This window comes from Enterobacter sp. FW301-JW81 (genome assembly GCF_058788735.1).
This window is the reverse complement of the sequence record NZ_JBYTBA010000005.1, coordinates 1-14,315: the sequence shown is the minus strand read 5'-3', so window position 1 is coordinate 14,315 and position 14,315 is coordinate 1. Positions and strand designations below refer to the sequence as shown.

Genomic DNA, 14,315 nt, shown 5'->3' with positions numbered 1-14,315 from the left:
TCTCCTCAGGACGTTTATTTCGCCAGCGTCAGGCCGGCCAGACGCACGATACCGTCCGGATAAGGCTTAAAGCCCTGCACTTTCTTGTTCAGGCCAAAAATGCGCGGCTCGAAGTAGAGATAGGCAATCGGCATGTCGGTTTGCAGCTGCTTCACCACCTTGTCGTACAGCGGCTGGCGGGCGGCCTGGTCGGTGCTCTGACGCGCCTGGGTCAGCCACTCATCAACCTGCGCGTTGCTGTAGCGACCGTCGTTCAGCGTGCCTTTACTGTGGATAAAGCCGTAGATGCTGCCGTCCGGATCCGGACGACCCGACCAGCCGGAGAAACTCAGCTGATAATCACCGCTCTGCTGGCGATCGAGCAGCGTGGCGAATTCGGTCATCTGCAGGTTCAGGTTAAAGCCCGCCTCGGCGACCATCGCCTGCAGCACCTGACCGACCTGCTGCGAGGTTGGGTTGTTCGGCACCAGCAGGTTGACGGTCAGCGGCGCGGTGACGCCTGCCGCTTTCAGCAGCGCTTTGGCCTTGTCGACGTCGCGCGGTGGGACCGGCAGGTTGACGTGATACGGGCTGACCGGCGAAAACGCCTGGTTTGCCGGGGTGTACAGCCCCTCAAAGACCACCTGGTTTAACGCATCGCGGTCGATGGCCTGAGAAAACGCCTCGCGCACGCGGGCATCTTTGATCGGATCGTTGGCCGGCACCTTGCCGTTGTTGATATTGAAGGTGATGCCCTGATAGCCCAGGCCGGTCACCTTCGCCAGCGCCAGCTTGCTGTCGGCTTCGACGGTTTTCACGTCGCTGGCGGCGATGCCTTCAGTCAGGTCGAGATCGCCCGCGCGCAGGTTCGCGAGGCGCACGGAGGCATCCGGGATCGGCAGATAGATAATTTTGTCGAAGTGGTAGGCGTCTTTGTTCCAGTAGTTGTCGAAACGGGTCAGAACGATGCGGTCTTGCGACACGCGGCTGTCGAATTTATACGGGCCGGAACAGACCGGATGGGCGGCAAAGTCAGGCTTTTTCGCCGCTTCGGGGGCCATCATTGCGCCCGCACGGTCCGTAAGCTGCATCAGCAGCGCGGCATCCGGCGTTTTCAGGTGCAGCGCAATCTGCATCGGGCCGGTGACGTCAACGGATTCAACGGAGGAGATCTCGCTCTTACGCAGGGAGCCTTTCAGGGTCAGGGCGCGGTCGAGGTTATATTTCGCGGCGGCGGCATCGAATTTCTCACCGTCGTGGAAGGTGACGCCTTCACGCAAATTCAGGGTCAGGGTTTTACCGTCGTCGCTCCAGGCCCAGTCTTTAGCAAGTCCAGGGACAACCTTCAGGTTTTCATCCACGTCCACCAGCCTGTCGCACAGCGAGGCAAACACGAAGCGGCCATAGTAGGTGCGCGCCAGATGCGGGTCGAGCATGTCCGGGTCAGCGCCCAGACCGACACGCAGCACGCTTTCTGAATGGGCGGGCAGCGCCGCCCCAAGCAACATAACACTTCCCAGTACGGTCAAAAGAGAATTACGCATTGTCATTATCATGAGTTCCTTGAAGGAAGGGAGGAGTGAGTGGCCGCGTGTTCAAACAGCGCGCGGCGGCGCAGAAAGGCGGCGGAGGGCGGCGCTATCTGGATAACGCTGCGATCGCGATTAATGTCCTGCCAGCGATGGCAGGCCACCTGTCGTCCGCCGTCCAGTACCTGATTTATCGGTTCCACCTGGCGGCATTCGTCGGTGACGTACGGGCAGCGGGTGTGGAAGCGACAGCCGGACGGCGGGCTGGCCGGGTTGGGCAAATCTCCCTGCAGCAGCGGCGCATCGCGTTCCACGCCGGGCTGCATCTGCGGCGCCGAGGCGATCAACGCCTGGGTATAGGGGTGCAGCGGTGCGTCAAAGATTTCATCGACGCTGGCAAGCTCGACGATTTGCCCGAGGTACATGACCGCCACGCGGTCGCTCATATGGCGGATAACCGCCAGACCGTGGGCGACAATCACCATCGTCAGGCCGAACTGATGCTTCAGGCTTTCCAGCAAATTTACCACCTGCGCCTGTACGGACACATCCAGCGCGGAGACGGGTTCATCCCCCAGCAGCAGTTTCGGCCCGGAAGCCAGCGCGCGCGCAATGCCGATACGCTGGCGCTGCCCGCCGGAAAACTCGTGCGGATAGCGTCCGGCCCAGGCGGCAGGCAGGCCAACGGTCTTAAGCAGCTCGGCAACGCGATATTGCCGGTCAGCTTTTTTCATGTTCTGGTGCAGCCACAGCGGCTCACCAACGATCTGCTCCACCGTCATGCGCGGGTTGAGCGAGGCAAAGGGATCCTGGAAGATAATTTGCAGCTCGCGCCGGAGCTGGTTCAGACGCGCTCCTGATGCGTGGGTGATCTCTTCCCCCTGATAAAACACGCGCCCTTCGCTGGCGGCCAGCAGGCGCAGCAGCAGACGACCGAGAGTGGATTTCCCAGAACCCGACTCCCCCACAATCGCCAGCGTTTCGCCCGGCATCACGGCAAGCGAAACGCGATCGACCGCCGTGACAAACCGCGCCGGGGTAAAGAGTTTTTTAGGGCCGGGGAACAGCTTGCTAAGATCGCGGGCTTCAAGAATGGGCGTGGTCATGCGGTCTCTCCCAGGGCAATGTGGTGTTCGAGCGGCACGCGGAAGCAGGCGACCTGATGGCCGGCCCCCAGCGTGGCGAGCTGCGGTTTTTCATCATGGCAGCGCGCCTGCGCAAACGGACAGCGGGTGGCAAAACGGCAGCCCTTCGGCATGAATTCCGGCAGCGGCACAGAGCCGGGAATGGTGGAAAGCGGGCCTTTACGCGCGCCAAGGGAAGGGATCGACCCCATCAGGCCGATGGTGTACGGATGCTGCGGGTCGGCAAATATCGCCTCCACGCTTCCCTGCTCCACTACCTGCCCGGCATACATCACCGCCACCTGCTGGGCGACTTCTGCTACCACGCCTAAATCGTGGGTAATCATCAGTACCGCCGTGCCGGTCTCTTCTTTGAGGGTGTTGAGCAAGGCGAGGATTTGCGCCTGGATGGTGACGTCGAGCGCGGTAGTCGGTTCATCCGCAATCAGCAGTTTGGGATGGTTAATCAGCGCCATGGCAATCATCACGCGCTGGCGCATCCCGCCGGAAAGCTGGTGGGGGTAAGCTTTCAGCCTCATCTCTGCGGCCGGGATCTGCACTTTCTCCAGAACCTGTAGCGCAGCCTGCATCGCCTCTGCTCGTGAGACGTTCTGATGGCGCATGACCGCTTCACTCAGCTGATCGCCCAGCGTAAACGCCGGATTAAGCGAGGTCATCGGCTCCTGGAAAATCATCGCCAGCTCGCTGCCGCGCAGATCGGCATACTCCCGCGGCGAGAGCTTGCGCAGATCGTGACGACGAAACTGCATCTCACCGCTGACAATCTGCGCGCTGGCAGGCAGCAAGCCCATCAGCGCTAGAGACGTGATGCTTTTCCCGCAGCCTGACTCCCCCACCAGCGCCAGCGTTTCGCCCGCTTTGACCGTCAGGGAAATGCCGTCCAGTACGCTCACCGGAGAGCCGGAAAATTTGACGTTGAGATTATTCAGCCGCAGTACAGGCGTGGAGTCCTTAAACGGGATCGTCGTCATAAGGTGAAGTCGTCCTCAAGGTGGATCGCATGAATCAGGGCGGTTTGCAGGCTGAGCAGATGTTCGCGCATGGCGGCCGCTGCCTCGTTAGGCTGGCGATGGATAATCGCAGCCATGATCCTGTGATGGTGGTCGTTATAGCTATCGACGCGTTCGGGCGTGCGGGCTAATTCACGCAGATGCTGCCAGCCCGGTTCACGTCTGACGGCATCAATGGCGTCAAACAGGCCGAGCATCAGGCGATTACCCGCCGCCTCCGCAATGGCGCGGTGAAAGGCGCTATCCCACAGTTCGTTGAGATCGCGGTCGTCCGGGCTGACCTTATCAATGCGTTCCAGCATACGCTGCATGAGCGCGAGGTTTTCCCTGGTGGCACGCAGTGCCGCAAGCCGGGCTAAGCCGGGTTCGAGCTGCAGACGAGCTTCCATCACTTCCAGAAGGTTGGTTTGCTGAACCAATCCCTGAAGGGCCAGCGGTTCAACGGGTGCAGCCGGGCCGATAAAGGTCCCTTTGCCCTGCTTACGCCAGATGCGCCCTTCTTCTTCCAGCACATCCAGCGCGCGACGCACTTCGCGTCGTCCTACGCCGAGAGTCTCCGACAGCTCACGTTCTGTGGGCAGCGGAGTGCCTGGTGTTGACTCGTGCTGGTTGATTAGCCCGCGCAGCTGTTCTAGCGCTGTGCTGGAATTTGCCAGAAACCGTGACGGTTTTTCCATATTGGTTCGCTCGCTTTCATCATTGCTTTATTTTTATTAACGATAAGTTATTGATATGGAATGACGCTTATCGTGCTAATGATTAAGCAATAACCAAACCAATACGTAATTGGTTCGGGAGGTTTTTGGAAAGCAGGAGATAAGAGGATGATTTTTCGTGATTTATATTTACAAAAAGTAACACCCTGACTGACGTCAGATGCGGCACAGGCAGATTAAATGCACAATTTCAGTGCAAATAATGCACTAATGTTGTGCATATGTTAATTATCTGCACCACGTTATTTAACTTTTTGTTAATAAAAAAGAGGAAGGAAATTCAGAAATCTGAAACGACGAAGGCCTGAATCATTTCTGATTCAGGCCTTCTGAATAGTGGCGGAACGGACGGGACTCGAACCCGCGACCCCCTGCGTGACAGGCAGGTATTCTAACCGACTGAACTACCGCTCCACTGTTCCCGTTTGGGGAACGAGGCGCATATTACGGTGTGCCTCCGATCTCGTCAACGCTTTTTCTCACGTTTTGAATCGTTTGCTGCAAAAATCGCCCAACCGATGATTTTACAGACATTCCGGCGTTTTTTCAGGCGCGCCACATACAGCTTCCGCCCTTCTTCTGCACCAGATCAAGCCGGGATTCGTGGTTGAGAAGCTCTTCTTCACTGGCTGAAACTACCCGCAACCGGCTTGCCTGACGGACAATGCGCTGAATACCCGCTTCGCCCTGCGTCTGCTGGGATTCATTTTCCATGCTGAACTTCATTGACGTCTGGCCGCCGGTCATCGTCAGATAAACATCGGCCAGGATCTGGGCATCGAGTAATGCCCCGTGCAGCGTTCGCTTGGTGTTGTCTATTTCGTAGCGCGAACAGAGGGCATCAAGGCTGTTACGCTTGCCGGGGAACATTTTCCTCGCCAGCGCCAGGCTGTCCGTCACCTTACAGAAGGTGTTTGTCTTCGGGATATCGCGATTAAGCTTACTGAATTCATAATCCATAAAGCCGATATCGAACGAGGCGTTATGGATGACAAGCTCGGCGCCCTTGATGTATTCCAGGAACTCGTCAGCGACATCCGCAAACGTCGGTTTATCCAGCAAGAACTCATCGGCAATACCGTGAACGCCGAACGCTTCTGGATCTACCAGCCGATCGGGTTTGAGGTAGACGTGGAAGTTGTTCCCCGTAAGACGACGGTTCACCACTTCAACGGCGCCGATCTCGATGATCTTATGCCCTTCGTAGTGCGCGCCGATCTGGTTCATACCGGTGGTTTCGGTATCGAGAACAATCTGGCGAGTAATTGCAGTGCTCATAGCGGTCATTTATGTCAGACTTATCGTTTAACTGAACGTTTCGAATACAGGAAGTCTACCAGAGATGCGTAAACAGGTAGAAATTTTCACCGATGGATCTTGTCTCGGTAACCCGGGCCCCGGCGGCTACGGTGCGATTATGCGCTATCGCCAGCACGAAAAAACCTTTAGCGAAGGCTATTTTCTAACCACCAACAACCGGATGGAGTTGATGGCGGCCATTGTGGCGCTGGAGGCGTTAAAAGAACATTGTGACGTGGTGTTAAGCACCGACAGCCAGTACGTGCGTCAGGGGATCACCCAGTGGATCCACAACTGGAAAAAACGCGGCTGGAAGACCGCCGACAAGAAGCCTGTCAAGAATGTCGACCTCTGGAAACGTCTTGATGCCGCGCTGGGACAACACCAGATTAAGTGGGAATGGGTAAAAGGCCACGCTGGCCATCCGGAAAACGAACGCTGCGACGAACTGGCGCGCGCTGCGGCATCCAATCCCGCTCATGAGGATGCGGGCTATCAGCCCGACGCCTAATCGGTTTTTTTGTATTGCCGCGTGGCACCCACGGTCTGGCGGATGGGCGTTTTCGACTTGCTCTGCTTCATCGGATTAAGCGTAAGGGGAATGGTTCGCTTACGCGCGACGATAAACTGCAAACAGCCCAATGCGGGCAGATGGGTGCTCAGCACGACGCCCCCCTTCCGCGACCAGGGCAGCACCTGAAAACCCCCGTAGCAGAGCACTTCAAAGTTCAGGAGTGAAAGCCAGTCGAGCTGGCGCATCATGGTGAACATCCGGCTGTTGTAGGGCGGAGTCCGACGCAGCACCGGTACCAGCTTACGCAGGCCCATCAGGCTGAGCGGATTGAATCCGCTCAGTACCAGCCAGCCGTCATCAATGAGCACGCGATCGGCTTCGCGAAGCAGACGGTGCGGGTCGCTGCACCAGGGTAACGTGTGTGCGAGCAAACACGCGTCAACGGACTTTTCCGCAAACGGCAGATGTAGAGGGTCTGCTTTCACCTGTACCGGCGATCCGCCGAGAGAGACATTGACCTGATGCGAGATAGCGCAGCTTTCGGTATTGATTTCCGCGCTGAGATTGCCAATCTTAAGCAGGTGAAAGCCATACATTTTCGCGAGCCAGGGCTTTAGCTGTTGTTCTAACGCCTCGCGATAGTATTCACCCCAGGGCAATTCCGCCCAACGTTCCGGTGCTGCGACAGTCTGAGGTATCCTTGCCGGTTTCATCAACACACCCGCCACGCTATAAGAGGTAATGTATGAATCTTATCAGTATTCCTGCTTTTGAGGACAATTACATCTGGGTTTTGGTTGACGACGATCGTCGATGCGTCATTGTTGACCCCGGAGAATCCCCCCCCGTTTTGCATGCCATCAAGGAAAATGGCTGGAAGCCTGAAGCCATTCTGTTGACCCACCATCATCACGATCATACTGGCGGTGTGCCCGATCTGCGCGCCCACTTTCCGCATCTTGTGGTTTACGGACCGGCAGAGACACAAGATAAGGGAACAACTCAAGTAGTCGAAGAAGGCGTAAATATCCTCATACGCGAGTGGGAGTTTTCCGTATTTGCTACACCGGGTCACACTTTAGGACATCTGTGTTTCTACAGTAAACCTTATCTTTTTTGCGGCGACACGCTGTTCTCAGGGGGCTGCGGAAGATTGTTTGAAGGCACGCCTGAGCAAATGTACCTGTCTTTACAGAAGATTAATGCGCTGCCCGATGAGACGCTCATTTGTTGCGCCCATGAGTACACATTAGGGAATATGAAGTTTTCCGTGAGCCTCTTACCGGAGGATCGGGCGATTCAGGATTATTATCACAAAGTGAAGGAGTTACGTGCAAAAAACCAAAAAACACTCCCCGTAATTCTGAAAAATGAGCGCCAAATTAATTTATTTTTACGAACAGATGATATTGATTTAATTAACAAAATTAACCAAGAAACAAATTTGCAACAACCAGAACAGCGATTTGCATGGTTAAGGTCAAAGAAAGATAACTTCAGATAATTGCGGGTTGCCTTTTCAAAATTTCGCCGTTATCATCGCTCGTCTTTTAAGCAACTATTGACACACACATGAAGGCAAAAGCGATATTACTCGCCTCTGTCCTGCTTGTAGGTTGCCAGTCGCAGAACGGCAGCAACGTACAACAGCACGCACAGAGCCTTTCTGCAGCTGGTCAAGGGGAAGCAGGGAAGTTTACAAGTCAGGCGCGATGGTTGGACGATGGGACATCTTTCGCGCAGGAACAAGACTTGTGGGCCTCTATTGGCGACGAGCTAAAGATGGGAATTCCGGAAAATACCCGGATTCGCGAACAGAAACAGAAGTATTTAAGAAATAAGAGCTATCTCCACGATGTAACGTTACGGGCAGAGCCGTATATGTACTGGATAGCCGGGCAAGTTAAGAAACGTAACATGCCTATGGAGCTGGTACTCCTACCCATAGTGGAGAGCGCTTTTGACCCACACGCGACGTCTGGCGCCAATGCCGCAGGCATTTGGCAGATCATTCCGAGCACCGGGCGAAACTATGGTCTGAAACAGACCCGCAACTATGATGCGCGTCGCGATGTTGTCGCTTCAACGACAGCCGCTCTCGACATGATGCAACGTCTGAATAAGATGTTTGACGGCGACTGGCTGTTAACGGTCGCAGCGTACAATAGTGGCGAAGGTCGTGTACTGAAGGCAATGAAAGCGAATAAAGCACGGGGTAAATCCACCGATTTTTGGTCGCTCTCACTGCCACAGGAAACAAAGATTTACGTACCGAAAATGCTGGCATTGAGCGATATTCTCAAGAACAGCAAGCGTTACGGTGTACAACTGCCAACACCAGACGAAAGTCGTGCACTGGCGCGCGTTCGCCTCAGCAGTCCGGTTGATATTCAACAGGTCGCTGATATGACGGGTATGTCGGTAAGTAAATTGAAAACCTTTAATGCTGGCGTTAAAGGCTCAACTCTGGGGGCAAGTGGTCCGCAGTATGTAATGGTTCCGCAGAAACATGCCGAGCAGTTACGTGAGTCTTTGGCTTCTGGTGAAATCGCCGCCGTTCAGTCAACGCTGATCGCGGATGCATCATCAGTCAACAGCCGCAGCTATAAGGTTCGTTCAGGTGACACGCTTTCTGGCATTGCAACACGTCTTGGCGTGACGGCAAAAGATCTGCAGCAGTGGAATAATCTGCGCAGTTCAGGCCTGAAAGTTGGTCAAACGCTGACGGTGGGTGCAGGTAGCAGCGCACAGCGTCTCGCCAGCAACAGCGATAGCATTACCTATCGCGTGCGCAAGGGCGATTCACTGTCCAGTATCGCAAAACGACACGGCGTGAACATCAAAGATGTGATGCGCTGGAACAATGATACTGACAATCTGAAACCAGGCGACCAGCTGACGCTGTTTGTGAAGAACAACGCTACGCCAGACTCCTGATAACACGATCGAAAGATAAAAAGGCACCGATTCCCCTCGGTGCCTTTTTTGTTTATCCCGCTTTTTGCGCTTCAGCCATGATGGTATCGCTGGTAAAAGAGCCATCGTCCTGCAGTTCAAAGTACGCCTTCACCTCTGCAGACGCACTCTCCTGATACAGCCTGATTGCCTGGCTCAATGCTTCCGGGGTGCGCATACGCGCGATCCACGAGCTGAACTCCAGCGGTAAGCGGTCAGTAATCAACGCGCGCGCAATCAGCCCCGCGTCAGTGATAAATGAAAACCACTCTCCGCTGGAGTAGTTTTGCACATGCGAGGTGTCGCGCAGCGCTTCCACCGTCTGCAGCCAGATATTGCGCACCGGATGCCCGGGCGACATCACATCCATAATGATGAAGATGCCACCCGGCTTCAGGACGCGTTTGACCTCACGTAATGCCTGACCGACATCATGCCAGTGGTGCGCGGAATAACGGCTGATCGCCACCTCAAACGACGCGTCATCAAAAGGTAAGGATTCGGCATAGCCCTGGCGCGTATTAATGTTGTCCAGTCCTTTCGCTTTCGCCGCTTCAGCAACCACCTCCAGCATCTGGCTGGATAAATCATACGCGGTAACCTGCGCCACCTGCTGCGCAGCCGTAAAGCTGGCATGCCCGGCTCCACAGCCTAAATCCAGCACGTGCGCCTGCGGGAATGCCGCCAGGCGTTCACCGAGACGGACCAGGTCGCGGCCTGAAGCGTGTACGGCGCTGCTCAGATAGGCATTTGCCTGAGAACCAAACTGTTTTTCTACGTTGTCATGATGGGAGCGTGTTGTTGTCATCGTACTGTCCTTTGTGAGTTTAAAATAAAGGGCAGTACCCGCGCAGGCCTGCCCCACGGCAGACCTGACACACCATTATTTATCAGGTTTGCCGGGACTGAATTCAACTAGTAGAGGATTGTGATCGGAGGCGCGCGTCACCAGAACAGAGGCGTCGTGCACGCTCAAACCACGATAGAAGACAAAATCGAGAGGACGACCAAAGGCTTTTTTGCGCTGGTCATCGTTAAAACGAACTTCACGCAGCGACATTTCGCGCGCAAAGCGATACAGCGCATTCATGCGCGGACGGCTCCAGGCATTGAAATCGCCGGCCATAATGATGGGCCCGCTGTGATGCGCAATCTGATCGCCAATGGGAAGTAACTGCTTACTATACACATCCACACCCAGGCTGAAATTTACCGCGTGGATATTCACGACCATCAGCATTCGGGTATCCGGCAGCGGGTAGACCGTCACCAGCGCCGATTTCGCCAGACGCAGGATAGGCTCGCGTTCGCGCAGCGGACAGCAATAGACGGGATGTGCTGCCGAAAGCGTCATCACGCCTGAAGGATGTTGAGGCAGAACAAATGCAGGCACCTGGTCGGCGGCAAGGTAGTTGGTGGTCGCAAACCGCACCAGTTCAGGAGTGGTTTGCGCCTCCTGGAGCAGAACCAGGTGGGCATCTTTTCCAAAGTTCTTGAGCACCGATAACCACTCTGCACGCTGCTGCTTAAAGATATTCCACACCAGCACGCGAATTTTTTCATCGCTGCTTAACGGAGTGCCGGCGGGTAATGCCTGGCTTATGCTCGCAAACGACCCCGGAGGCAAGATCCTCTCCGCGGGCATTCCGGCAACATAACGCATGGCATAGGTATTTTTTCGCACTTTTGGAAACAGCCTCTGTAACATGAACCAGCCCGGAAAACGGACTGGTTCTAATGTTATAGGGACTTTAGGTCACACTTTCAACGCAATTTCTGAGAAACCGCTTTCCAGTTTTGTAAGCAAGCGCTTACTGATGTTATCCCAGCGCTACGCGAGCAGGTTTATCCAGTCGTCCACTCAGGCCAATCAGCAGGAAGGCCACCAGGACAATCACCGCACCAATCCACGGTGTCTGGGTTAATCCAACATGCGCTACGGTTTGCCCGCCTATGATGGAACCCAGCGCGATGCCAATATTAAATGCGGCAATGTTCAGACCCGATGCCACATCCACCGCATTTGGCGTATAGAGCTCGGCTTTCTGGACAACATAAACCTGAAGCCCGGGCACATTACCAAAGGCAAAGATCCCCATGACCAGTACCGTGACCAGCGCGGCGTAGTGCATCGAAGCCGTGAACTGGAAAATCATCAGCAGAACAACCAGGGCGGCGAAGATGAACTTCAGCGCCGGTACCGCACCGTGCTTATCGGCAAGCTTGCCGCCCCAGATATTGCCAATGGCAACGGAAATACCATATCCCAGCAAAATCCAGCTCACGGCGTTGGGTGAGAAACCTGCCAGGTCCTGCATCATCGGTGCCAGGAAAGTGAAGGCGGTGAATACCCCACCATAGCCCAGTGCCGTAACCGCGTAGATGATCAGCAAACGCGGATGCGTGAGCACCTTCAGCTGATCGCGCAGGCTGGCGCTCGCCCGGCCAGGAATATTTGACGGTACCAGCAGCAGGCTGGTCACCAGGGCGATGACGCCCAGTAAGGAGACGGCCAGGAAAGTTTCACGCCAGCCGAAATGCTGTCCGATAAACGTGCCCAACGGTACGCCCGTGACGAGTGCAACGGTCAACCCACCAAACATGATCGCAATGGCTGAAGCCGCTTTCTCTTTGGGTACCAGGCTGGTTGCAATGGTGGAGCCAATCGAGAAGAACACACCGTGTGCAAGGCCGGTCAACAGACGGGCAATCACCAGAGTGGTGTAGTCCGGCGCCTTCCAGGCCAGAATGTTGCCGGCAGTGAACAGCACCATCAGCGCGACTAACAGCTGCTTACGTGGGAAGCGCCCGGTCAGCGCCGTCAGGACCGGCGCACCAACGGCGACGCCCAGGGCGTAGATAGATACCAGCAGCCCAGCTGAGGGCAGCGAGATCGCAAGCTGGTTAGCAATGGTAGGAACCAGTCCTACGATAACAAATTCGGTCGTGCCAATTGCAAAGGCACTGATCGTCAGGGCAAGTAGCGCCAGTGGCATAAAATACTCCGTATCATCAGGATTAAGATGACAGGCAGTATGCGCCAGTGCTTAAATAACAAAAATGGTCAAAATATCAATTGAATTTTGCAGGTGGTGCAACAATGAAAGCAACGTCTGAAGAGCTGACAATCTTTGTCGCCGTCGTCGAAAGCGGCAGTTTTAGCCGGGCCGCCGAACAGCTGGGGCAGGCCAACTCCGCCATTAGCCGCTCGGTAAAAAAACTGGAGATGAAGCTGGGGGTAAGTCTGCTCAACCGAACGACGCGGCAGCTGAGCCTGACGGAAGAAGGAGAGCGTTATTTCCGCCGCGTGCAGTCGGTACTGCAGGAGATGGCCGCAGCGGAGACGGAGATTATGGAGACCCGCAGCACCCCGCGTGGGTTGCTGCGCATTGATGCGGCCACGCCGGTTGTGCTTCACTTTCTGATGCCGCTGATCAAGCCTTTCCGCGAACGTTATCCGGAGATGACGCTCTCTCTGGTCTCCTCAGAGACGTTTATCAACCTCATCGAGCGAAAAGTGGATGTGGCCATCCGCGCGGGAACCCTGACAGACTCAAGCCTGCGTGCCCGCCCTCTGTTTGCCAGCTACCGCAAAATTATCGCATCACCAGACTATATTGCCGAACATGGTAAACCGGAGACGGTTGAAGAATTGAAGCAGCACCTGTGCCTGGGCTTTACGGAGCCTGTGTCGCTGAACACCTGGCCTGTCGCCTGTCATGATGGCCAGCTGCATGAAATTACTTGCGGGTTATCGTCGAACAGCGGGGAAACGCTAAAACAGCTGTGCCTCACCGGTAATGGCATCGCCTGTTTGTCGGATTACATGATTGATAAAGAAATTGCGCGCGGTGAGCTCGTGGAGATAATGGCCGATAAGCGTCTACCGGTAGAGATGCCTTTTAGCGCAGTGTATTACAGTGACAGAGCGGTAAGCACGCGCATCAGGGCCTTTATTGACTTCCTGAGCGAGCATATAAAAACAGCTCCCGAAGGAGCTGTGTGAGGGTTTAGAGTACAGAGGGGGGGTTAATATCAATCCCAGTCAGGCGCTAAGCCTTCCGGGCTAACCAGACGATCGTTGCACTCCAGGGCTGCGATCGCTTTTTTATCGTCAGCATCCAGCTGAAGATCCGTTGCTAACAGGTTGCTGGCCAGGTTTTCACGTTTAGTTGAAGATGGGATCACGGCATAACCTTCACCCATCGCCCATGCCAGAATGACCTGCGCGGCAGTCGCGTTGTGTTTCTCAGCGATACGCGTAATCACTTCATCTTTCAGCGCTTTACCATAGGCCAGCGTCATGTATGAGGTGATGTGGATATCGTGCTGTTTTGCCCAATCCACGACTTTGCGGTTCTGCAGGTAAGGAGACAGTTCAATCTGGTTGGTCGCAATATTTTCTGCACCTACAGCGGCAATGGCTTTTTCCATCAGCGGAATGGTGAAGTTGGAGATACCAATTTCACGGGTCAAGCCCTGAGCTTTTGCTTCCAGAAGGGCCTGCATGAATTCTTCCACAGAAACGGCATCGTTCGGTGATGGCCAGTGAATCAGCGTCAGATCCACATAGTCGGTGCGCAATTTCTTCAGGCTCTCTTTCAGGCTCGGGATCAGCTTGTCTTTGCTGAGGTTTTCAATCCAGATCTTTGTAGTGATGAACAGCTCATTACGCGGCACACCGCTCTCTTGGAGAGCTTGTCCAACGGCAGCTTCATTTTCATAGATCTGTGCCGTATCAACTGCGCGATAGCCCAGTTCAAGTGCGGTTTTAACCGATGCGATCACAACGTCGTCTTTCAGGCGGAATGTGCCCAGACCAAATGCAGGGAGAGTCATATAATCCTCGTTATTCATAATGTTTGTTAACTGAGGAGAATTATCGCTGCAGCGGTTATGAAGAAAAAGATCGTAAAACGCAGAGGATTTTTGCTGATTTAGCAATAATGAGGCAACAGATAAGAAAAAAGCCCTGAGCGTTAACTCAGGGCTTTTAATAAGTGGCGGAACGGACGGGACTCGAACCCGCGACCCCCTGCGTGACAGGCAGGTATTCTAACCGACTGAACTACCGCTCCACCGAAGACTGCTTGTAACCACCGGATTTATGCACCGGCTTACTACTTAATTTGATGCCTGGCAGTTCCCTACTCTCACATGGGGAGACC

Annotated in this window: 14 protein-coding genes and 2 tRNA genes; 4 read left to right on the top strand and 12 right to left on the bottom strand. The window is 54.9% G+C overall.

What is annotated here, in order from left to right; all coding sequences use genetic code 11:
* Window positions 1–14: 14 nt before the first annotated feature.
* From AC3WOK_RS15745 to dnaQ, 6 genes are all read right to left on the bottom strand, one after another.
* On the bottom strand, window positions 15–1,529 hold the full coding sequence (locus AC3WOK_RS15745) for an ABC transporter substrate-binding protein (protein ID WP_492354794.1): 1,515 nt from the start codon (window positions 1,527–1,529) through the stop codon (window positions 15–17).
* 2 nt (window positions 1,530–1,531) lie between these two features.
* Window positions 1,532–2,614, bottom strand: a complete 1,083-nt coding sequence (locus AC3WOK_RS15740; protein WP_063431378.1) for an ABC transporter ATP-binding protein — start codon at window positions 2,612–2,614, stop codon at window positions 1,532–1,534.
* Complete coding sequence (locus AC3WOK_RS15735) at window positions 2,611–3,624, bottom strand: ABC transporter ATP-binding protein (protein ID WP_492354793.1); 1,014 nt, start codon at window positions 3,622–3,624, stop codon at window positions 2,611–2,613. Before AC3WOK_RS15735 ends, AC3WOK_RS15740 begins: the two co-directional genes overlap by 4 nt.
* Complete coding sequence (locus tag AC3WOK_RS15730; RefSeq protein ID WP_047347367.1) at window positions 3,621–4,340, bottom strand: FadR/GntR family transcriptional regulator; 720 nt, start codon at window positions 4,338–4,340, stop codon at window positions 3,621–3,623. The genes AC3WOK_RS15735 and AC3WOK_RS15730 overlap by 4 nt, the downstream gene beginning before the upstream one ends.
* A 376-nt stretch (window positions 4,341–4,716) precedes the next feature.
* Window positions 4,717–4,793: transfer RNA gene (locus tag AC3WOK_RS15725), tRNA-Asp, on the bottom strand.
* 132 nt (window positions 4,794–4,925) lie between these two features.
* Window positions 4,926–5,657 carry a DNA polymerase III subunit epsilon gene (gene dnaQ, locus AC3WOK_RS15720; RefSeq protein WP_072250569.1) on the bottom strand — a complete coding sequence of 244 codons (732 nt, stop codon included), beginning with the start codon at window positions 5,655–5,657 and terminating at the stop codon, window positions 4,926–4,928.
* Between the two features lie 64 nt (window positions 5,658–5,721).
* On the opposite strand from dnaQ, the gene rnhA reads away from it, so the two are divergent.
* Complete coding sequence (gene rnhA, locus AC3WOK_RS15715; RefSeq protein WP_023310485.1) at window positions 5,722–6,189, top strand: ribonuclease HI; 468 nt, start codon at window positions 5,722–5,724, stop codon at window positions 6,187–6,189.
* Here rnhA and AC3WOK_RS15710 read toward each other — a convergent pair.
* Window positions 6,186–6,905: a class I SAM-dependent methyltransferase gene (locus AC3WOK_RS15710; RefSeq protein WP_059310522.1), complete on the bottom strand. Its 720-nt coding sequence runs from the start codon at window positions 6,903–6,905 to the stop codon at window positions 6,186–6,188. The two genes, rnhA and AC3WOK_RS15710, sit on opposite strands and share 4 nt — an antisense overlap.
* Window positions 6,906–6,937: 32 nt before the next feature.
* Between AC3WOK_RS15710 and gloB the strand changes: the two genes are divergently transcribed.
* Both gloB and mltD read left to right on the top strand, forming a co-directional pair.
* Entirely contained in the window at window positions 6,938–7,696 is a 759-nt protein-coding gene (gene gloB, locus AC3WOK_RS15705; protein WP_059310453.1) for a hydroxyacylglutathione hydrolase, read from the top strand.
* A 68-nt stretch (window positions 7,697–7,764) separates the two neighbouring features.
* Window positions 7,765–9,129, top strand: a complete 1,365-nt coding sequence (gene mltD, locus AC3WOK_RS15700; protein WP_059310452.1) for a murein transglycosylase D — start codon at window positions 7,765–7,767, stop codon at window positions 9,127–9,129.
* A 52-nt stretch (window positions 9,130–9,181) separates the two neighbouring features.
* On the opposite strand, the gene AC3WOK_RS15695 is transcribed toward mltD, so the two are convergent.
* From AC3WOK_RS15695 to AC3WOK_RS15685, 3 genes are all read right to left on the bottom strand, one after another.
* Entirely contained in the window at window positions 9,182–9,955 is a 774-nt protein-coding gene (locus AC3WOK_RS15695; RefSeq protein WP_059310451.1) for a class I SAM-dependent methyltransferase, read from the bottom strand.
* Window positions 9,956–10,030: 75 nt separating this feature from the next.
* Window positions 10,031–10,831, bottom strand: a complete 801-nt coding sequence (locus AC3WOK_RS15690) for an endonuclease/exonuclease/phosphatase family protein (protein WP_047347395.1) — start codon at window positions 10,829–10,831, stop codon at window positions 10,031–10,033.
* 136 nt (window positions 10,832–10,967) lie between these two features.
* The gene (locus tag AC3WOK_RS15685; RefSeq protein ID WP_023334594.1) at window positions 10,968–12,143 is read right to left on the bottom strand and encodes an MFS transporter; all 1,176 of its coding nucleotides are present in this window, start codon (window positions 12,141–12,143) and stop codon (window positions 10,968–10,970) included.
* A gap of 104 nt (window positions 12,144–12,247) precedes the next feature.
* Here AC3WOK_RS15685 and yafC point away from each other — a divergent pair, with 104 nt between their 5' ends.
* On the top strand, window positions 12,248–13,153 hold the full coding sequence (yafC, locus tag AC3WOK_RS15680) for a DNA-binding transcriptional regulator YafC (RefSeq protein WP_059310450.1): 906 nt from the start codon (window positions 12,248–12,250) through the stop codon (window positions 13,151–13,153).
* A gap of 29 nt (window positions 13,154–13,182) precedes the next feature.
* Here the strand turns inward: yafC and dkgB are convergent, their stop codons facing one another.
* Window positions 13,183–13,986, bottom strand: a complete 804-nt coding sequence (dkgB, locus tag AC3WOK_RS15675) for a 2,5-didehydrogluconate reductase DkgB (RefSeq protein ID WP_492354792.1) — start codon at window positions 13,984–13,986, stop codon at window positions 13,183–13,185.
* Between the two features lie 162 nt (window positions 13,987–14,148).
* A tRNA-Asp gene (locus AC3WOK_RS15670) sits at window positions 14,149–14,225 on the bottom strand.
* Window positions 14,226–14,315: the final 90 nt, after the last annotated feature.